The sequence below is a fragment of the Coleofasciculus sp. G2-EDA-02 genome, assembly GCF_040226375.1.
Lineage (GTDB): Bacteria > Cyanobacteriota > Cyanobacteriia > Cyanobacteriales > Coleofasciculaceae > Coleofasciculus.
The window spans coordinates 42,026-61,205 of the sequence record NZ_JAVKEW010000049.1 but is presented as its reverse complement, the minus strand read 5'-3'; the positions used below and the strand labels follow the sequence as shown (position 1 = coordinate 61,205).

Here is a 19,180-nt window from a genome sequence, read left to right as displayed (position 1 = left end):
GGTAAAAAACGGATTGGCATCAAACTCGAATATGTCGAAAAACCAATTCATCGAAAGGATGGCTACAGCTATGGGTGAAAAGTACCCAAACGGGAATAAATGTCTAGATGTGTCCAGAAATTAACAAACAGCTTCTAACCCAAACCCTTTATGGCTCCTCTTGTGATGTCAAGGGGAGCTACTGCTGCTCAAGGAGGTCTTATGATTCATATTGATCAAAAAACACACACAACCAAAGATGGTACAACGGTTATTGTTTTGGCGCCAATTGGACGTCTCGACATCACCACAGCTTGGCAATTTCGCCTGAAATTACAAGAATGTATTTCCAAACTCAGCCGCCATGTGGTGGTTAATCTCAGTCAGGTTAATTTCATTGACAGTTCGGGTTTAACCTCTCTAGTCGCGGGTATGCGAGATGCCGATAAGGTAAAAGGTAGCTTTCGCATCTGTAACGTCCATCCCGAAGCCAAACTGGTGTTTGAAGTCACGATGATGGACTCCGTGTTTGAAATTTTTGAAACGGAGCAAGAAGCTTTGGAAGGTGTACCCCGGAGTATGGCAACCTGAAGAAAGGGATTCATGTTAATTAAATTGGCAGTTCAGCCGTGAAGTCTTGACGTTTTGTGAATCGAAATGGGCCAAGCAAGGCTCCCCAGGTGGCTTTTCCGGTACTCGGATCGATACCTTTATCGTAGCTACGAAATTCATCGGCTGTTGCTTCAAAGCCTAGGGAGATTTGGTAATTATTGCCCTGATAAGTAAAGCGACAAGGGTACTCACTGGCTGAAGTGGTACTAAATTCGTAATTATTTAAACTAATTTGGTGCATCTGCACGTTCAGACGGCAATCGGGTAGAAAGGTAATATCTTCGGGGGTAAGCTGCTGCAACAATTCGGGATGGCAACCTGCACCGCGAAAGGTTTCTGGTTCTTTTATCTGATAATACTGTACCTGTAAGCCAGTGGAGGGTTGGTCACTTTGATACAGCCGAAAAATCCGTTGACGGTAGGGGCGGTTGAGGTTTGTAATCGGTGCTTGTTCGGCAAAGAGGGTGAGGCTGTCTTCGCTAAACAAGGGGATAGGGCGTTGCCACAGGTGTAAATGAACATACCAGACGGGTTCAGCCAACGCCTGTTGTTGGTTGTCAAATTCACCAGCCATGTAGCTTGCCAGGGTGATCAGTTCTGGCGGTAGAGTCATAAGTCGAGGGTTCACATTAACAGCGTCAAGCAAAAAAACATTATACTGATTTTTCAGTTTCGCCCAATAGTATCGAAGGCGAGCGGTAGGAAGCGCGAGTACGGGAATAACTGGTAAGATGGAAGGAATGACTCGGTTGGGACTCTACCCCCTAGGGTGAAAACCAAGCGTTCATCGTAGTGGATGCGCCCGAAAGGAGTGGAGTAGTAGCTTGGCAAAGGAGAGAGTCATCTCTTCTGGTTCTAGGGAATTGAGTCCCTCAAGCGAGACAATGGTAAAAAATATCCTTTATATTTTGCTCTGTGAGTAACGTTCGCACCGTCTCGGATACGAAACGAGATTTTTATAACTATCACACCCGCCCAATCAACTCGATTTACCGACGGGTGGTAGAAGAATTGATGGTCGAGATGCATTTGCTGGCGGTAAATGTGGATTTTAAGTATGATCCAATCTATGCCTTGGGCGTAGTCGCTTCCTTTAACCGCTTCATGCAAGGCTATCGACCGGAACGGGATAAAGAATCCATTTTTAACGCGCTGTGTCAGGCGGTGGGCAGCAATCCGCAACAGTATCAGCATGATGCCGAAAAACTGAAAGCGGCAGTAGGGCGTTTATCGGGGAAAGAACTGGTTAACTGGTTTAGTTCGCCAACGTCCCTAGAGGGTTCTGAGGATATTCATACCACGGTTGCCGCGATCGCAGATAATCCTAAGTTTAAATACTCTCGCCTGTTTGCGATTGGCTTGTATACCCTCCTGGAACAGGCAGATCTGGAGTTAGTCAAAGACGCGAAACAGTCTACGGAAACTCTCCAGAAAATCGGTCAAACCTTGCATCTTCCCCAAGAGAAATTACAAAAAGACTTGGAGTTGTATCGCAGTAACCTGGAAAAAATGGCTCAAGCCCAGATTGTCCTTGAAGATGCTATCAAAGCTGATCGCAAAAAACGGGAACAGCGGGAACAGGAAAAGAATAAAGCGACGATTCCGCCCAGTGATTCCCCAGAATCCACGACAGCATCGTGAAGCTGATCAGGGCATGGGGAGGACGGATCTAGTTCTTGATCTAGGTTGAAATTGGTACCAAGTTCTGCGTTGGTAGAGACGTTCCGGCGGAACGTCTCTAGGCTTAGAGTAAGGGTTGTAGTCGTTCTATAAGCTGCTTTTCGGAGACTAGTCCCTCAATGCGTTCTACGGGTTTGGTACCCTTAAAGAGAACCAAGGTAGGCAAGGCTTCAATATGATGCTCAGAGGCAATCTGGGGGTATTTGTCTGTATCAATTTTGACCACTTTTAGCTTACCCTTGAGCTGAACACCTATTTGCTCGAGGATCGGTGCCATCATCTGACATGGACCACACCAGGTCGCGTAAAAATCGACCAAAACGGGTACATCAGATCCAGAGAGGAGTTCCTGAAAACTGGCAAACTGTTTTTTTACTGCCATAACAAAACATCACGGTTATTAGTTGTTTGGCTCGATTCTAGTGCAAAATGCTAAAAGCTGACTTCAGCTAGTAGAGAGAGAGATTTTTTATGGAAGCATCACAGACATCTGCCCAACTCAGCGATCGCGTGGCGATTATAACTGGGGCGTCCCGGGGAATTGGTCGCGCTGTGGCATTGGCATTAGCCGCAGAGGGCGCAAAGGTAGTGGTTAACTACGCCAGTTCCAGTGGGGCTGCCAATGAAGTTGTCGCCGCAATTACAGAAGCCGGAGGAGATGCGATCGCACTTCAGGCAGATGTCTCGAAACTGGAAGATGTCGAGACTCTCGTCAAGGAAACGAAAGACAAATTTGGTCGCCTAGACGTATTGGTGAATAATGCTGGCATTACCCGCGACACCCTCTTGATCCGGATGAAACCCGACGATTGGCAGGCGGTGATTGACCTGAATCTGACTGGTGTCTTTTTCTGTACTCGGGCAGCCAGTAAAATCATGCTCAAGCAAAAATCAGGTCGGATTATTAATATTGCCTCCGTTGCTGGACAAATGGGCAATCCGGGTCAGGCGAATTATAGTGCAGCCAAGGCGGGAGTGATTGGGTTTACCAAAACCGTGGCGAAGGAATTAGCACCTCGCGGGATTACCGTGAATGCTGTGGCTCCTGGATTTATTGAAACCGATATGACCAAAGAGATTAAATCTGAAGATATTATTAAGTATATTCCCCTAGGTCGCTATGGGAAGCCAGAGGAAATTGCTGGCATGGTGCGATTTTTAGCCGCTGATCCAGCCGCCGCTTATATTACTGGGCAGGTGTTCAATGTCGATGGCGGTATGGTTATGGCGTGATACCAAATCCGCCTTTGGAACCCCCTTTATCCCTTAGCAGATGAAAGCCTGTTGCCTGTTTCCTTGTCCTTACTCATAAAGGGGGTAGTTAACCCAGATTTGGTATGAGCGATCGCTGTAGGTTGAAGACGTCGAACCATTATCTGTAGGGGCACGACATGTCGTGCCCCTACTATCGTTTTGGCTGTCCCAATAACGTAGCTAAACACGCTCTGATTGGGGCAACTGATGCTGAGATTGACGGGGCGCGATCGCTGTTGAATCCTTTTCCCTTGCCACCTGCCTGTTTACCTTCTGCCTGCTGCCTTCTGCTATATTGTCTGGGTAGCAAGGATTTGAGAATTTTATCCGGATCGAGTCAACAAGAGATGAATAGGTTTACGGAGTTTAGCAACAGATAGCTGTAATCCATGGAACACATTCAGCACTTTGATAGCAATGGTTCAACCAACAGAATTAGTCATTGAAGCGGGGCGAACGGAACAGCAGTATTGGAAAGATCTGTGGCGCTATCGGGAGTTGTTTTACTTTTTAGCGTGGCGGGATATTCTGGTGCGCTATAAGCAGACGATTATTGGCATTGCTTGGGCGCTGATTCGACCGTTTCTGACTATGGTGGTGTTTACCGTGGTGTTTGGCAAAATTGCCAAATTGCCGTCTGAAGCAGGTGCGCCCTATCCGATTTTGGTGTTTTCAGCGATGTTACCCTGGCAGTTTTTTGCCAACTCGCTTTCTGAGTGCAGTAATAGTTTGATTACTAATGCCAATTTAATTTCTAAGGTGTATTTTCCCCGCTTAATTGTGCCGACAAGTGCAGTGATTGTCAGTTTTGTGGATTTTATGATTTCGGGGATGATTTTGCTGGGGTTGATGGCATGGTATGATTTCGTACCGAGTTGGCGGATTATGACGCTACCCTTGTTTATTGCCATTGCGTTTATGGCGTCGATGGGAGTGGGATTGTGGTTAGCGGCGCTGAATGTGAAGTATCGGGATTTTCGCTATATTGTGCCGTTTATCGTGCAGTTTGGGCTGTATATTTCCCCAGTAGGGTTTAGTAGCAGTTTAGTGCCAGAAGAATGGCGGTTTATTTATTCACTCAACCCCATGGTGGGGGTAATTGATGGCTTCCGCTGGGCGATTTTGGGGGGAGAGTCAAAGCTGTATTTGCCAGGGTTTACGTTGTCGCTGGGTTTAGTGGCGCTGTTGTTTGTCAGTGGGATTTGGTATTTCCGAAAGGTGGAACGCACGTTTGCGGACGTGATTTAGTCAAGTCTTGATTAGCGTGATATCTTTTAATTGAAAGAATTCAGTTATTTAAATAAATAGTCTATTTTTGTATTTTTCCGGATAAATTGGCAAAGCCTTGCATCTATAGATAGCAGTTTTGTTGCAGTATGTCTAATACGATAATTCGGGTCGAAAATTTAGGGAAGAAGTACGTTATCGGTCACCAGAAGCAGGAACGGTATACGGCGCTGCGAGATGTTATTGCGAATGGGGCGAAGTCTGTGGGGCGCAGGTTGCTGAAGCCTCTGGGGAAGGGAGAGTCTGACCCGACGGTTGAGGAGTTTTGGGCGCTTAAGGATGTGTCGTTTGAGATTCAGCAGGGGGACAGGGTTGGGATTATTGGGCGTAATGGGGCGGGGAAGTCAACGCTGTTGAAGATTTTGAGTCGGATTACAGAACCGACAACAGGAAGCATACGGATTAAGGGGCGCGTGGCGAGTTTATTGGAAGTGGGGACAGGGTTTCATCCGGAGTTGACGGGACGGGAAAATATTTATCTCAATGGTGCGATTTTGGGGATGGGTAAGGCGGAGATTAAGCGGAAGTTTGATGAGATTGTTGCTTTTGCTGAGGTGGAGAAGTTTTTGGATACGCCGGTGAAGCGGTATTCGTCGGGGATGTATGTGCGGTTGGCGTTTGCGGTGGCGGCGCATTTGGAACCGGAGATTTTAGTGGTGGATGAGGTTTTGGCGGTGGGGGATGCTCAGTTTCAGAAGAAGTGTTTGGGAAAGATGGAGGAAGTTGGAAAAGAGGGAAGAACGGTACTTTTTGTTAGCCATAATATGGCAGCAGTGGAAGCTTTATGTTCTAAGGGCATACTGCTCGAATACGGCAAAATAAAAAAAATAGACTCTGCAAAAACAGTTGCAATACAATATCAGAAAAATACAATAAGCAATCTATCAAAAAAGGTTCAGAAAGAAGTTTTAGGTTTTAGTGATATACATGGAATAGGACTATCAAATTTAAAATATTATATAGAATACAGCGATTTTGACAATGGCTTTAATTTGAAGATTGAACTTGATATTTTCGCAGAAACCCCTCACTCAAATATCGGTATTGGTTTAACTATTTCCACTGTTAGTGGTGTAAGAGTTGCCATGATAGCTCCTTCAATTACTAATTATATTATTGATTCACTAAAGGGAAATAATAAATGCATTTTTGAATGTAGCAATATAGAAAAATACTTGGCTGGCGGTGACTACAACATCAGTATTTGGTTTTCAAAACCTAAGATAGAATATCTCTTAAAAATAGAAGATGCTTTAATGATTAGTATTCCAGCCTATGATGTTTTCGATACGGGAACATATTTTGAATCTCACATACATGGTTTAGTACCTCTTCCATTAAGATGTAGGATTCAAAAATCTGCTTCTAATTTTATCGAACTAGGAAAATAATAATGATTATTTGGTTAGCTTCATATCCCCGCTCCGGAAATACATTTTTTCGTATTCTCATTAATCAATTTTATGGAATTAAAACATACTCTATCTATGACGATCCGCTGTTTGATCGGCTTACGGGAGTTGCAGATGTAGTTGGTCATCAGAAAAGGGAAATAAGTTATGAAAGAATGATGGCTTCAGAGAAAATTTTTTTGGTAAAAACCCATTACTTACCATCTGATGATTGTCCAGCAATTTATCTAGTGAGAGATGGACGAGATTCTTTGGTTTCATACGCACATTATATTCTCTCATTTCAAGAGAAATCTCCAAGGAAAACCTGGGAAGATAAAATCAAATCGATAGTTGGTTGGAATGAATTTGATTTTATCTTGAAAAAGTTGATTGTTTCATCTGATTGTGATTATGGTAGCTGGAGTCAAAATGTCGAAAAGTGGAATAAACGAGGTGAATTTACATTTTTAATTAGGTTTGAAGATTTGATCAAAGAACCATTATACCAACTTGAATTAGCCATTGAACATTTGAGCATGAAATATTTTTTTTGTCGTAAACATAACCAACTACCTTCATTTGAAGAACTGCATAAAAAGTGGCCACAATTCTTCAGAAAAGGAAAAAGTGAAGGATGGAAAGGGGAGATGAGTCAAGAATTACAATATCTATTTTGGCAACACCACGGAGAAGTAATGCAAAAGCTTGGATACGAGCAATGAAATATATTCCTAAATCATTCCGAGATCGCTATCGTTCTCGGTGGCGCACATTTGAACTTGAAGTAAAAACTTTTTATGGAAAGCTTCAAAGACAGTTTATCCGCCCTCCATTTCCCAAATTGGAAAATGAGGTAGTTAATTTGCATTTAGGATGTGGTTCTATTAATCATCCAAAATTTATCAACATTGATGGCTTATTTGCTCCCCATATACACTACATACGCGCCATAGATAATCTGTCGCCTTTTAGAGACAATAGCGTAAATTTGATATATGCATGTCATTGCCTGGAACATATTCCTCATGCTCAGGTTGCAAAAGTATTAAATGAGTGGTTTAGAGTATTAAATAAAGGCGGATTGTTACGTCTATCTGTACCTGACTTTGATTTATTGCTGAATATTTACAAAGACAATAATAATGACATTAATACTATTCTTGGAATGCTCATGGGAGCTCAGGACTATAAGTTCAATTTTCACATGACAGCCTTTAATAGGACTAGCCTAAAAAATCTCCTGATCGAGACGGGATTTAAGAAAATTAAAGAATGGCAACCATGTTCCTGTGAATTGACTACTTTTGATGACTGTTCGGCTCGTAAAGTCTTAATTGACGGAAAGTACTATCCTGTGAGTCTTAACCTAGAAGCCGTCAAGTAATTAGCCTAATTGATGTGTCTACTGCTATATCAGCATTATTTAACTTAAAAATAGACTAACGGATGAATTCTCCACTCTTAAGTGAACTTCCCCCACCTCCCCATGGCAAAACTGGCTGGCCTTGGACAGAGACACCTAAACCCCTACCGGATAGAATGCCTGATGGCTCTGAGTGGCCTAAAATTAGCATCGTTACACCAAACTACAATTATGGTCGGTTTCTTGAGGAAACCATTCGCTCAGTGCTACTTCAAGGCTATCCCAACTTGGAGTACATCATTGTTGATGGGGGAAGTAATGATAATTCAGTTGAAATTATTAAAAAATACGAGCCGTGGCTAGCGTACTGGGTAAGTGAACCGGATCAAGGACAAGTTGATTCCATTAATAAAGGTCTACAACGCGCTACAGGCAAATGGTTTAATTGGCTCAATAGTGATGATATTCTACTACGTGATGCGCTCAAAATACTGGCGACAATCTCTAAGTTTCAGGCAGATGCCGGATGGATTAGCGGAACAAGTTTACTACTCTCTGAAGAAGGGTCTATAGTCGATTATTGGGTACCTTGGAGAACTGAACCTTATATACTTGGTCTCAGGTATTCTAGCTTTCCTCAAGATGCTACGTTTATTCGCTTAGAGTTCATGCGTCAGCATGGTATTTCTCTGCATCCAGAACTCTCCAACGTCTTTGATACGCTCCTACATTGGCAACTACTTAAGTTTGGTAATCCTTTACTGACACCAGCTTGTTTATCAGCGATGCGATTACATCCCCAGCAAAAAACAGCCCATCTGGAAAATCGAACACGCGAGGTAAAAAACTGGCTTGAGCCACAAGAGAAAACCCTGTCACTCTGGAGTAGGATTTGGTTACGTCTTTTGAGAACAAGATTTAGCCGACTGTTTCACTCACTCTTAGGTATTGGAATCTCTTACGGACTCCCACCAAAGACTCAGACTTGGAAAGCTGTAATTTATGATCAGCAGAGGTACGAGTGGAAATTAGTAGCAGCAAGAGATGCGGTTCTTTTTTAGCATATTGTTATATGTGTAGCAGAAAGAGTAAGCATCGTTGATAACACAATTTATGTATGTTAATAGTTAACGACTCTGGTTTCATTCATGAAAATTATCCAAATTCCCTTCTGTTTTTATCCTGAACCTGTAGGTGGGACTGAAATTTATGTCGATGCCTTATCTCGGCACTTGCAGGCGCTAGGAGTGAACGTCCTAATTGCAGCACCAGGGCAGGAAAATCAGTCGTACTTTCATCACCCATTGCCAGTGCGTCGATTTGCCATGTGCCATGAACTAGCTGATCTGCGGGAATTGTATGGCGAAGGGGATGAGCTGGCTGCAAAGGAATTCAGTAACATCTTAGATGAAGAAAAACCTGATCTGGTTCACCTCCACGCCTTCACATCGGGGGCTTCTGTGCGGATAGTTCGAGCTGCCAAACAAAGAGGAATCCCCGTCGTTTTTACCTACCACACTCCTACCGTGAGTTGTCAGCGAGGGACATTGATGCGTGGGGGGACACAGGTTTGTGATGGCAAGCTGGATTTGCATACTTGTGCCAGATGTACGTTACAAGGTCTGGGTTTGAATCCAATCAGTGCTAATTTAGTTGGTAGTCTGTCTCCCCTAGTTGGGCAATTAGCAGGGATGATCAGCCTAAGTGGTGGATTTTGGACAGCCCTCCGCATGACGGAGTTAATCCGTTACCGCCATGCCGCGTTTGACACGTTGATGTCAGAAGCCGATTCCATTGTGGCGGTGTCCAACTGGGTCAAAGATGTCCTGGTTCGGAATCATGTACCCCCAGCAAAAATCACCGTCATTCGTCAGGGACTTTGTCATGCTCAATCCTTTACTCAGGCAGAGTGGAGAGAGGATAATAGTAAAGACGTTTCAGAAACAATCTTAAAAATCGCCTTTCTCGGTCGGCTTGACCCGATTAAAGGAGTAGACATCCTGATCAAAGCCTTGCTGTCTGACTCTCAACTTCCAGTCCAATTGGATATTTATGGTGTTTCTCAAGGTGGAATCAGTAATACCTATGCCAAACAATTACATCATTTAGCCCAAAAAGACCCACGAATCCATTTCAAGTGTCCGGTTCCGGCTAACGAAGTTGTGAAGATATTAGCAGACTACGATCTGCTGGCTGTTCCTTCCCAATGGTTGGAAACAGGACCAATGGTTGTTTTAGAAGCCTTTGCTGCGGGTATTCCCGTAATCGGTTCCCACCTCGGTGGGATTGCGGAACGAGTAGAGCATAAGGTGAATGGTTTACTCGTGGAACCCAACTCAATTGAAGCATGGTATCGAGAATTACAAAGACTCTGCCGGGACAGAGATTTACGACTACGGCTAGAAGCAGGGATTCATCCGCCCGATACAATGCAAATCGTTGCAGAGAAAATGATGACTCTCTATCGCCATGTCAGGTCTTGAAGTAGTGGGGTGCTGAATATTGTGTTTGTTAATGAGTCGATCTTATGTTAAGTCTCGCCTATTTTGTTTCTCACCCCATTCAGTATCAAGCACCCTTGTTGCGTCTGATTGCAGCAGATCCAGATATTGATCTTAAGGTATTTTTTTACAGTAATTTTTCGTTAACGTCTTATCAAGATCGAGGTTTTGGACTACGGGTTGAATGGGATGTTCCTTTAACGGCAGGTTACGACCACCAATTTTTGAATTGCTGGGGTAGCAAGCAATGGAAAAGTATCCTCCAGCAACCCATTGCCACTGATATTACCAAACAGCTTAAGCAAGGTCAATTTGATGCAATTTGGGTGCATGGATGGATGTGGATTGGCAGCTTGCAAGCGATTTTGGACGCAAACAAACTAGGTATTCCTGTGTTGATTCGAGGAGAGGCAAATGGATTACAAGAACCGATGCCGCCTCTCAAGCAGTTGGCTAAAAAAGCTTTTCTAAACTGGGTATTTGAAAAAGTACAAGGTTTTCTTTATGTAGGAAAACTCAATTACCAATTCTATAAAAGCTACAGAATTAGTGATGAGAAACTATTTTCCATGCCCTACACCGTTGATAACGATTACTTCCAAAAACGAGCAATGCAGGCTCAGATACATCGAGAGGAGTTACGTCAATCTCTTAGCTTGCAACCGGGCAGACTAATTATTTTATATGCTGCAAAACTTATCCCAGTCAAGCGACCGCAAGATTTACTAGCGGCTTATCGTTTGCTGTCACCTGATGGGGTGCGGGAACCCGATCCGTATTTACTGTTTGTGGGTGATGGAGCTTTGCGAGCGCAACTCGAAGCAGAAGCTAAGGTAACAGGTTGGAACTCCATTCGCTTTCTAGGGTTCCGGAATCAGTCTCAGATGCCCAGTATATACGATCTGAGTGATGTTTTTGTTTTACCTTCGAGCTTTGAACCTTGGGGATTAGCGGTGAATGAGGTGATGAATGCAGGAAAAGCCGTAGTCGTTAGCAATCGGGTGGGTAGTGCTGCTGATTTAGTTGTAGATGGACAAAATGGAAAGTCTTTCCCTGTGGAGGATGTTGACGCTTTAGCTGAGGCTATACGCTGGGCGATCGCGAATTATAAAGTAGCTGGAGAGATGAGTTTTAAATTCATTAGATATTGGAGTTTTAAAGATAACTTGCAAGGACTAAAACAAGCATTAAATTATTGTACTATTCTGGATATTTAAATGCAAAAAATTTTAATTGTTGGAGAGAGGTTAGAATTAGGACGAACCGAAGAAGTCTATGGTCGAGGGTTTTCTAATATTGGCTGTGAGGTTAAATATTTTACTTGGCAAGAGGCTAGACCGAATTTGTCCTCAAATCCTTTCGTAAAAAAAGTAGCTTGGCGAATTGCATGGCAATGGTTAGCCCAGATAGCGAATCAAAAATTAATTGATATAGCAAATAAATTTAAGCCTGAATTAACTTTTGTTGTTGCCCCTCTTTTAGTTGACCCCAACACAATTCAAGCATTACAACGATATGGTTTAGTCTTCGTATTTTTTACCGATAATCCTCTAGACCAACATCATACCCATAGTAATTATTGGGTACGAGGAGGGCTACATTTGTGGGATGCTGTCTTTATTTGGAGTCAAGAATTAGCGAACAGACTGACTGAGAAAAGTGGTAAAAAAGCTTTTTTTCATTCATTTTGTAGTGACATTAAGTATCACTATCCAAAAAAAAATACAACCAAATTTATGATGTAGCTTTTATTGGTAATTGGGATTCTAGTCGAAAAAGAGAACAATATTTAAAAGCTATCTGTCAGTATCATTTAGGAATTTGGGGTTCTGATTATTGGATAACCCATTGCCAGGAAACTTCTCTGAAGAGTTTCTGTAAAGGAATGTGTGCCTATGCAGAAATACCAGAGATTTTAGGTTCTGCAAGAATTGGGTTAAATATTTTGCGACCTCAAAATGAGATGGGTCATAATATTAGAACCTTTGAAATTCCAGCTACGGAGACTCTGATGCTGAGTGAACGATCTCAAGAGCTTCTAAAGTTGTTTAAAGAAGATCGAGAAGCCATTTATTTCTCTAGTCCGGATGAGTTGAATCAGAAAGTTGAGTATCTTTTGCAAAATCCCAATTTAATTCAATCTATCGCTGAGGCGGGTTACAAAAAGGCACTCAGATACACCATCAGTGCGCGAGTCACAGAAATTGGTCGTCTTTATACACAACTAAAATTTGAAAAAATGGAGGCTGAATCGTAATGTATGTCAAGAATTTTTATAAAGCAACAAATGTCTGGACTGGAACAGTCCTAATAGTATATAACTATGATAAAAAATAAAATTGGAATAGTTTTCTACTCAAATCCTGACTATTATCCTCCAACCATTAACGCAGTTCATCTCCTCGCTGAATATTTCGATATAGTTTTAATTTGCCGAAATCAAAATCTTAGTCATTGGCAATATCCTTCTAATGTTAGAGTCTATCGTCTTGGACAGTATACATCAGTAGAAGAAAAAGAAAGCGCATCACCTTGGGCGAAGTTTTTGGAATATACTAATTTTGTTGTCCACGCAAGTCACATTCTAAAAGATGTATCTCTCATTTATGCTTATGATGCTTTTGGCTATGCTGCTGCCTACCTTAGCCGAGTAGTGGTATCACCATCAATTCCTATGATCTATCATAATCACGATATTAACGAACATTTATTTCCTCTTATTTCATTATCAGGATGGGTACAAAAAATAGAACGAAACATTGCCAATAAAGCAGCTATTGTTGTATTTCCTTCTCAAGAAAGAGCCTTGTTTTTTAAGCAAGTTAGCAATTTTAAAAATCATCCTAACATAGTACCAAATTTTCCCAGGAAAAGCTTTTTTAAACAACTGCCTAATAAAATGTTTGAAAATTTAATTTCTGAGCGATTTAAAAAAAAAGAAGTCTTACTTCAAGGTTCTATTTCTGAGAAAAATTCAATGCTAGATTTAATTAAAAGCTTGAATTATTTAAACAAAAATATAACACTGAAATTGATCGGGGTGCTTCGAGAAAAGGAACTGTTATTAATGAGAAAACTTGCTATTAAACAAGATGTAGCTGATCGTGTAGATTATTTTAGACCTGTACCTTATGCTGAAATTCAATCACATACTTTGAATGCTTCTGTAGGGGTGTGTTTATATAAAAAAATAAGCTTGAACAATCAAACTATGGCAACAGCATCTAATAAGGTATATGAATATGCTGCTTGTGGATTACCTGTGATAATTAGTGATTTTGAGAATCACAGAAAATATCTTGAGAATGAATCTTGGGTTCGTTTCGCTGATCCTGATAATTCTCATTCAATTGCATCTGCTGTTCAGGATATCCTGAGCGATTTTGAAAATTATAGAAAGATGTGTTTAGCCGCCCGTAAAGCTTTTGAAGAAAAATTTAATTATGAAACTGTTTTTTCACCATTACTATTCAAAATAAAGGAATTAGTGGATGAAAGCAAAAAAAGTCAACTTTCAAAGTAAGTTGTTTACTTTGAAAGGGTATCAATCTGAAACCAACAGGTCAGAGTTCTAAGCCGATACAGTCGGCAATATAGCAATCCTAAATAGGTTGCGGCAATTTTCAAAACTGTGAGCCTTGCTATACCTAAGTTTCAAGCTTATCACCTGTCACAACTCAAATAGGATTGCTATATTAACCCACCATTACCATATTTGATCGGTGTCTGACGGTGAACAAAACCGTGAATAAATTATGACTAGCCACCCAAACATAGTTGCCCAATTGCTGTTCAATAATCCGAGAGTTGTCCGCCAACAACGGCGACGATTACTTCAAGCATTTTGGATCATCGTAACGCTTATATGTATTTTTGAGTTTTACACCCTAAAAACCAGATCACTGGTTAGCATTTTATGTGCTATTATAATTTTATTTTTTGCCTTATTACCTGCTTATTTGTGGTGTTCGGGAAAAGCATTAGGACTACCAATATTTCCAATTTTCGCACTGACTCATATTGGGACTTACGCTATTCCTTTAGTCAGCAAACATCCCAAGGTTATCGTTTACCCGCCAGAAGCTCATTTATTTGCCAGCATCACAGTAGTAGTTTGTCTGGGATTAGCTACCTTGATCTGGTTTAGTTTTGTCAAAACGCCTCCTCCTTTGCCGCAATCTTATCGAGCCTTTAACGAGCAAAGCAGTGATAAATTTTTCTTGTTTATTCTTGCGGCTGGTGTGTTCTTTAATATGTACTCACTGGGGGGATGGTTTTTTATTGATGGAGGACTATTTTCTTTAATTCGTAGCGTCATACTAGGACTTAACGTATTAGCTATTTTCACTTTGTCTTTTCAGGCTGGTGCCGGAAAATTTTCAAAGCAAGTGACTCGAATATTCTTTTCTTTGTTAGCAGCATATATGATTACAACTGCTGCTTCTCTACTTTTATTCAGCGCTGCTTCAATTTTTATAATAGCGACAGTTGCTTTTATCTTGGGCAGCCAGCGATTGCCTGTATTACCAATAATTATAGTTGTAACTTGTTTATCTTTGCTGCACTCTGGCAAAGCCGATATGCGAGCAAAATACTGGTTTGGCTCTCAAAATCACTTTGTACAACCCTGGGAGTATCCAGCTTGGTATGCCGAATGGGTAGGTTATTCACTCGACTATTATAAAAATCAAAGGGTAATCAATCAATCAGGAAGAAGGACTCAATCAGAGGACAGATCCTCATCCCTAGAAAGAATTAGTGTAATTCATATGCTACTATTGGCTCAGAGCAAGACTCCGGAAACTGTAACCTATTTACAAGGAAAAACTTATACAATTCTGCCTCAGTTAGTTATTCCCCGTTTTTTAAATCCCAATAAGATTCGCAGCCACGAAGGCACTTATATATTAAGTATTCATTACGGTCTGCAAACTCATGAGGCAACTTTGACAACTACAATTGGCTGGGGTTTGCTAGCCGAGGCTTATGCCAATTTCGGTCTTTTCGGCTGCACCGGATTGGCAATTGTTTTAGGTGCATTTTATGGAAAAGCGACGAGCTGGAGTATGCATACACCTCTCATCTCCTCTCGTTCCCTTTTTGCTGTTGTGTTGATCAGTTGTGCTGTCAAAACGGAATGGAGTGCTGGCGTCTACTTCGCTGCGCTTTTTCAATCCAGTATTGTTTTAGTGGCGATTACTTTTGTCTTCATGAAAGCTTATAGAATTAAAAATGTTATAGATATGAAGCGGGACAATAAAATTCTGAATGATTTGAATTAGGAATGTTCATAAAAACTGCCGATCATTACTTATCATTAGATAATCCTAGTCTATCTTGACGTACTTAGCCCAAACCATTAGTTCATCACCAACAGTAAACGTTATCCTGTGTTTTGTGCAAAATGCCAGCCCTTGCCAATCAGACTCGCCTACACCTTTGGTTTCCGAATATTTTTGAGTTTAAAGGAGGTATTCAAACCTACCTAGCAGTTTTGTTAGATGCCTTACAGTGCGTTTGTCCAGATCATAGATACGATATCTTTCTCAAGCACGATACTCGCGTCTCCTCAGAATTTTCTCTTTCAGTTAACACCCGCTTTCACTTTGCGGGTAACCTACCCTTATCCTTGCGAACTCAGGCATTTGCTCTCCAAGTGATCGGACAAGGACTCTGGAAACGACCAAATTTAGTGATCGCTGCTCATTTGAATTTTACCCCCGCCGCCTACTGGCTCAAATGCGTCACAGGTATTTCTTACTGGACTATTGCCTATGGCATAGAAGCCTGGAATATTCAGCGTCCAGACTTACGAAGAGCGCTACACCATGCTGATCGCATCCTTTCAATCAGCAGTTACACCCGCGATCGCCTGATCAAAGAACAAAATCTCGATCCCAGCAAAATTTCTTTGTTACCCTGCACGTTCGATCCCAGTCGCTTTCAGATTGCCTCAAAACCTGTTTATTTGCTGAAACGATACAACCTCAAACCCGAACAACCTGTTATTCTGACAGTTTCACGACTCGCCGAAGCCAAGCGATATAAAGGATACGACCGTATTTTAGAAGCACTTCCACAAATCCGCCAGACTCTCCCCGACGTTCACTACATCATTGTTGGTAAGGGAAAAGACCAACCAAGAATTGAGCAGTTAATCGCTCAATTGAATTTGCAAGATTGCGTGACACTGGCAGGATTTATACCAGACGAACAGCTTAGCGACTATCACAATCTTTCTGACGTTTTTGCAATGCCTAGCAAGCGTGAAGGATTTGGCATTGTCTACTTAGAAGCTTTAGCCTGCGGCAAACCTACGTTAGGAGGTAATCAGGATGGGGCGATTGATGCTCTCTGTCATGGTGAGTTGGGAGCTTTGGTCGATCCCGATGATGTGGACGCGATCGCACAGACTCTCATCCAGATATTACAGGGAACTTACCCCAATCCACTAATGTATCAACCTGAAGCACTACGTCAGGCGGTTATCGACAGGTTTGGATTTGACCGCTTCAAGCATAAGCTTGTCGAATTAATCCAAAGTCATTCCGATATTTTTATTTCGTGCAATTCATAAGAATTGCTTGATTATTTCTCTAATTATAAATTATTAAATTGGAATATTTTTGTCCTGATTCCTCGTAGAGATTCTGAATTAAGAAGTGGTTCAGCTAGCCACTAGAGCTGGCATATCGCTTTTTTTACCTCTGCTGGGATTCCCGTGACTTTTAAACAACTTCCACACACCCCTCTATCAACACCAGAAACGGCAGTAACCCAACCGCGAGTTTGTCATGTCGTGGCAAGCATCAATGAATCTACAGGGGGTTCAGCTTTATCCGTCACTAGCTTAGCTCAAGCCCTTGCTGGACAAGGAGTATTCTCCCATCTACTTACACTTGACTATCAACAACAAGGTCGCCAAATTCCAGCAGTAGATGCCAAGTTACACAGCTATCCTGCCACTCAACTCACCAGGTATCTACGAGGATTTCAGCCTAAGGCTAGCCATGCTCTGTGTCAATTAGCCTCAACCCAATTGGATTTAATTCACAACCACGGCTTGTGGATGTTTCCCAATCTTTATGCCCGTAAAGCAGCCGTGATAAATCATCTGCCATTGGTAATTTCTCCCAGAGGCATGATTGAGTCGTGGTCATTGAAGCGCAGCCGAACAAAAAAATGGTTGGCATGGGTTTTGTACGAACAAGAAAACTTGAAAAATGCGACAGCTTTTCATGCCACTTCCTGGGAAGAAGTAACTTCTATTCGTCGGCTTGGATTTGAACAGCCGATTGCTTTAATTCGCAATGGAGTCTATTGTCCGGATCTATACGAACAAACAAATCGAGAAATATTGACACAACTATTTCCGGAATTATCTGCTCAAAAATGGCTACTTTTTTTGTCCCGTATTCATCCTAAAAAAGGCTTAGAAAACTTACTTAAAGTTTGGCATAACTTAGCGGCTAACTTTCCTGAATGGCATCTTGTGATTGCTGGTCCAGATCAGATTGGCTATCAAAGGAAACTAGAGTCTATGACAGTAGAGTTAAGCCTAGAGAAGCGAGTTACTTTTACCGGAATGGTTTCTGGAGAAAAAAAAGCAGCTGCTCTAGGAAACGCTGACCTATTTGTTTTACCAACTCATTCAGAAAACTTTGGCATTGCTGTAGCAGAAGCACTAGCTCATGCCATTCCAGTAGTCACGACTAAGAACGCACCTTGGCAGGATTTATCCACCTATGAATGCGGCTGGTGGATAGATAACAACCAAGAAGCACTAGCTCGTGCCTTAGCTGAAGGAATGCAATTGTCTTCTCAAGAACGCCAAGTCATGGGGTTAAAAGGTCGAAATTTAGTGGAAACTAAATACTCTTGGGATTCTATATCTAAGGAGATGTTAAGCGTTTACCACTGGATTTTGGGTCATGGTGTTCCTCCTAGTTGTATTCAGTTTGACGTTTCTTGCTGAGGGTCTAAGATGAAAATTTCTATCGTTACAGGTCCTTGGTTTCCGGTTCCGACATTACAAGGAGGAGCAGTACCGCGTCTCTGGCAAGGTTTGGCTGAACAATTTGTGGCTATGGGTCATCAAGTAACTATAGTATGCCGCTCCTACCCCAGTCAGCCTCAACAAGAGATTCTTAATGGTGTGAAGTATTTCAGGTATAGTGGATTTCCTCAAAGTCGCTCAATTGCTTGGGATTTGCTTAAAGACTTGGCTTATGCTTTATTAGTCTTGCTAGTGTTACCTCGTGCCGACATTTTAGTCATCAATGATTTTTGGTTACCTGTCTTCGCATCTACACTACGTCCTGATGCAGGTCGAGTCGTAATTAATGCCGCTCGATTTCCTAAGGGACAATATCATCTATACGCTGGCGCCGACCGATTTGTGGCTCCATCTAAAGCCATTCAAGAAGCCATTGCTAAACAATATCCAACTGCTAATTCTCGGCTTCGGGTTATTCCTAATCCAATCGACACTAGCGTGTTCTATCCACCTGTTTCACCACGTCCGACTAGGAAGGATAAAACTATCCTGTATGCAGGTAGAATCCACCCAGAAAAAGGCATTCACCTCTTGCTAGATGCTTTTGCCATCTTATGCCAACAGTTTCCTGATGTAAAATTGCGGATTCTTGGTCCGTCCAGGCAGAATCAAGGTGGTGGTGGAGAAGATTATCTGCATAGCTTAAAAATCAAAGCTCAAGAATTACCTGTTGAGTTCTCCGAACCGATATTTGAGGGCAAAAAATTAGCTGAAGCCTACCGCACTGCCGATCTATTTTGTTATCCATCACTAGCTGAGAAAGGAGAATCGTTTGGGGTGGCTCCTTTAGAAGCAATGGCTACGGGTTTAGTGCCTATAGTCTCTAATCTGGACTGCTTTAGAGACTTCATTGAAGAAGGTAAAACCGGATACTTTTTCGATCACCGTAGCCCTAATGCGGCTAAAACCCTCTCATCCACTTTGACTTCAGCACTACTTAATCATAAAGCAACTGGCGAAATGGCTATCCAGGCTTCACAAAATGCTACTTGTTTTAGTTACGAAAACATTGCCAAACTCTATTTGGCTGAATTTGAAGAATTACTCAAATAAG

20 protein-coding genes are annotated in these 19,180 nt (G+C 41.9%); 18 read left to right on the top strand and 2 right to left on the bottom strand.

Annotated elements, in window-relative coordinates; all coding sequences use genetic code 11:
• Positions 1-201 precede the first annotated feature (201 nt).
• Entirely contained in the window at positions 202-570 is a 369-nt protein-coding gene (locus RLO19_RS05005) for an STAS domain-containing protein (RefSeq protein WP_006101536.1), read from the top strand.
• 19 nt (positions 571-589) lie between these two features.
• Here RLO19_RS05005 and RLO19_RS05000 read toward each other — a convergent pair whose 3' ends face one another.
• Positions 590-1,204, bottom strand: coding sequence for a CpcT/CpeT family chromophore lyase (locus tag RLO19_RS05000; RefSeq protein ID WP_446354384.1), 615 nt, complete (start codon positions 1,202-1,204; stop codon positions 590-592).
• Positions 1,205-1,506: 302 nt separating this feature from the next.
• Between RLO19_RS05000 and psb29 the strand changes: the two genes are divergently transcribed.
• Positions 1,507-2,232 carry a photosystem II biogenesis protein Psp29 gene (gene psb29 / locus RLO19_RS04995; protein WP_446354382.1) on the top strand — a complete coding sequence of 242 codons (726 nt, stop codon included), beginning with the start codon at positions 1,507-1,509 and terminating at the stop codon, positions 2,230-2,232.
• Between the two features lie 103 nt (positions 2,233-2,335).
• Here psb29 and trxA read toward each other — a convergent pair whose 3' ends face one another.
• The gene (gene trxA, locus RLO19_RS04990; RefSeq protein ID WP_446334651.1) at positions 2,336-2,653 is read right to left on the bottom strand and encodes a thioredoxin; all 318 of its coding nucleotides are present in this window, start codon (positions 2,651-2,653) and stop codon (positions 2,336-2,338) included.
• An 89-nt stretch (positions 2,654-2,742) separates the two neighbouring features.
• Between trxA and fabG the strand changes: the two genes are divergently transcribed.
• The 16 genes from fabG (at position 2,743) to RLO19_RS04910 (ending at position 19,179) form a co-directional block, all read left to right on the top strand.
• Positions 2,743-3,504, top strand: a complete 762-nt coding sequence (gene fabG, locus RLO19_RS04985) for a 3-oxoacyl-[acyl-carrier-protein] reductase (protein ID WP_446354380.1) — start codon at positions 2,743-2,745, stop codon at positions 3,502-3,504.
• Positions 3,505-3,662: 158 nt separating this feature from the next.
• Positions 3,663-3,905 carry a hypothetical protein gene (locus RLO19_RS04980; protein WP_446354379.1) on the top strand — a complete coding sequence of 81 codons (243 nt, stop codon included), beginning with the start codon at positions 3,663-3,665 and terminating at the stop codon, positions 3,903-3,905.
• Positions 3,906-3,942: 37 nt separating this feature from the next.
• Positions 3,943-4,773: an ABC transporter permease gene (locus tag RLO19_RS04975; protein WP_446354377.1), complete on the top strand. Its 831-nt coding sequence runs from the start codon at positions 3,943-3,945 to the stop codon at positions 4,771-4,773.
• 128 nt (positions 4,774-4,901) lie between these two features.
• Positions 4,902-6,203 (top strand): ABC transporter ATP-binding protein, encoded by a 1,302-nt coding sequence (locus RLO19_RS04970; protein ID WP_446354375.1) that lies wholly within the window; start codon positions 4,902-4,904, stop codon positions 6,201-6,203.
• A 2-nt stretch (positions 6,204-6,205) separates the two neighbouring features.
• Positions 6,206-6,928, top strand: coding sequence for a sulfotransferase domain-containing protein (locus RLO19_RS04965; protein WP_446354373.1), 723 nt, complete (start codon positions 6,206-6,208; stop codon positions 6,926-6,928).
• Positions 6,925-7,590: a class I SAM-dependent methyltransferase gene (locus tag RLO19_RS04960; protein ID WP_446354371.1), complete on the top strand. Its 666-nt coding sequence runs from the start codon at positions 6,925-6,927 to the stop codon at positions 7,588-7,590. Before RLO19_RS04965 ends, RLO19_RS04960 begins: the two co-directional genes overlap by 4 nt.
• Before the next feature lie 62 nt (positions 7,591-7,652).
• Entirely contained in the window at positions 7,653-8,630 is a 978-nt protein-coding gene (locus tag RLO19_RS04955) for a glycosyltransferase family 2 protein (protein ID WP_446354369.1), read from the top strand.
• Positions 8,631-8,717: 87 nt separating this feature from the next.
• On the top strand, positions 8,718-10,052 hold the full coding sequence (locus RLO19_RS04950) for a glycosyltransferase (RefSeq protein ID WP_446354367.1): 1,335 nt from the start codon (positions 8,718-8,720) through the stop codon (positions 10,050-10,052).
• A gap of 44 nt (positions 10,053-10,096) precedes the next feature.
• A complete protein-coding gene (locus RLO19_RS04945) occupies positions 10,097-11,287 on the top strand; it encodes a glycosyltransferase family 4 protein (protein WP_446354365.1) in 1,191 nt (396 codons plus the stop codon).
• Entirely contained in the window at positions 11,288-11,815 is a 528-nt protein-coding gene (locus RLO19_RS04940) for a hypothetical protein (protein ID WP_446354363.1), read from the top strand. It abuts the gene before it with no gap.
• Positions 11,803-12,327 carry a CgeB family protein gene (locus RLO19_RS04935; RefSeq protein WP_446354386.1) on the top strand — a complete coding sequence of 175 codons (525 nt, stop codon included), beginning with the start codon at positions 11,803-11,805 and terminating at the stop codon, positions 12,325-12,327. The genes RLO19_RS04940 and RLO19_RS04935 overlap by 13 nt, the downstream gene beginning before the upstream one ends.
• A gap of 66 nt (positions 12,328-12,393) precedes the next feature.
• Positions 12,394-13,593 carry a glycosyltransferase gene (locus RLO19_RS04930; RefSeq protein ID WP_446354362.1) on the top strand — a complete coding sequence of 400 codons (1,200 nt, stop codon included), beginning with the start codon at positions 12,394-12,396 and terminating at the stop codon, positions 13,591-13,593.
• 232 nt (positions 13,594-13,825) lie between these two features.
• Positions 13,826-15,352: a hypothetical protein gene (locus RLO19_RS04925; protein WP_446354360.1), complete on the top strand. Its 1,527-nt coding sequence runs from the start codon at positions 13,826-13,828 to the stop codon at positions 15,350-15,352.
• Between the two features lie 122 nt (positions 15,353-15,474).
• The gene (locus tag RLO19_RS04920; RefSeq protein ID WP_446354358.1) at positions 15,475-16,647 is read left to right on the top strand and encodes a glycosyltransferase; all 1,173 of its coding nucleotides are present in this window, start codon (positions 15,475-15,477) and stop codon (positions 16,645-16,647) included.
• Positions 16,648-16,791: 144 nt separating this feature from the next.
• On the top strand, positions 16,792-18,045 hold the full coding sequence (locus RLO19_RS04915) for a glycosyltransferase (RefSeq protein WP_446354356.1): 1,254 nt from the start codon (positions 16,792-16,794) through the stop codon (positions 18,043-18,045).
• 9 nt (positions 18,046-18,054) lie between these two features.
• Entirely contained in the window at positions 18,055-19,179 is a 1,125-nt protein-coding gene (locus RLO19_RS04910) for a glycosyltransferase family 4 protein (protein ID WP_446354355.1), read from the top strand.
• Position 19,180 lies beyond the last annotated feature (1 nt).

What these genes read in the sequence shown, in the direction of transcription:
- RLO19_RS05005 (WP_006101536.1), top strand. Translation starts at nt 202, where the DNA reads ATGATTCATATTGATCAAAAAACACACACAACCAAAGATGGTACAACG.
- RLO19_RS05000 (WP_446354384.1), bottom strand. Translation starts at nt 1,204, where the DNA reads ATGACTCTACCGCCAGAACTGATCACCCTGGCAAGCTACATGGCTGGT.
- trxA (WP_446334651.1), bottom strand. Translation starts at nt 2,653, where the DNA reads ATGGCAGTAAAAAAACAGTTTGCCAGTTTTCAGGAACTCCTCTCTGGA.
- fabG (WP_446354380.1), top strand. Translation starts at nt 2,743, where the DNA reads ATGGAAGCATCACAGACATCTGCCCAACTCAGCGATCGCGTGGCGATT.
- RLO19_RS04980 (WP_446354379.1), top strand. Translation starts at nt 3,663, where the DNA reads ATGTCGTGCCCCTACTATCGTTTTGGCTGTCCCAATAACGTAGCTAAA.
- RLO19_RS04975 (WP_446354377.1), top strand. Translation starts at nt 3,943, where the DNA reads ATGGTTCAACCAACAGAATTAGTCATTGAAGCGGGGCGAACGGAACAG.
- RLO19_RS04970 (WP_446354375.1), top strand. Translation starts at nt 4,902, where the DNA reads ATGTCTAATACGATAATTCGGGTCGAAAATTTAGGGAAGAAGTACGTT.
- RLO19_RS04965 (WP_446354373.1), top strand. Translation starts at nt 6,206, where the DNA reads ATGATTATTTGGTTAGCTTCATATCCCCGCTCCGGAAATACATTTTTT.
- RLO19_RS04960 (WP_446354371.1), top strand. Translation starts at nt 6,925, where the DNA reads ATGAAATATATTCCTAAATCATTCCGAGATCGCTATCGTTCTCGGTGG.
- RLO19_RS04955 (WP_446354369.1), top strand. Translation starts at nt 7,653, where the DNA reads ATGAATTCTCCACTCTTAAGTGAACTTCCCCCACCTCCCCATGGCAAA.
- RLO19_RS04950 (WP_446354367.1), top strand. Translation starts at nt 8,718, where the DNA reads ATGAAAATTATCCAAATTCCCTTCTGTTTTTATCCTGAACCTGTAGGT.
- RLO19_RS04945 (WP_446354365.1), top strand. Translation starts at nt 10,097, where the DNA reads ATGTTAAGTCTCGCCTATTTTGTTTCTCACCCCATTCAGTATCAAGCA.
- RLO19_RS04940 (WP_446354363.1), top strand. Translation starts at nt 11,288, where the DNA reads ATGCAAAAAATTTTAATTGTTGGAGAGAGGTTAGAATTAGGACGAACC.
- RLO19_RS04930 (WP_446354362.1), top strand. Translation starts at nt 12,394, where the DNA reads ATGATAAAAAATAAAATTGGAATAGTTTTCTACTCAAATCCTGACTAT.
- RLO19_RS04925 (WP_446354360.1), top strand. Translation starts at nt 13,826, where the DNA reads ATGACTAGCCACCCAAACATAGTTGCCCAATTGCTGTTCAATAATCCG.
- RLO19_RS04920 (WP_446354358.1), top strand. Translation starts at nt 15,475, where the DNA reads ATGCCAGCCCTTGCCAATCAGACTCGCCTACACCTTTGGTTTCCGAAT.
- RLO19_RS04910 (WP_446354355.1), top strand. Translation starts at nt 18,055, where the DNA reads ATGAAAATTTCTATCGTTACAGGTCCTTGGTTTCCGGTTCCGACATTA.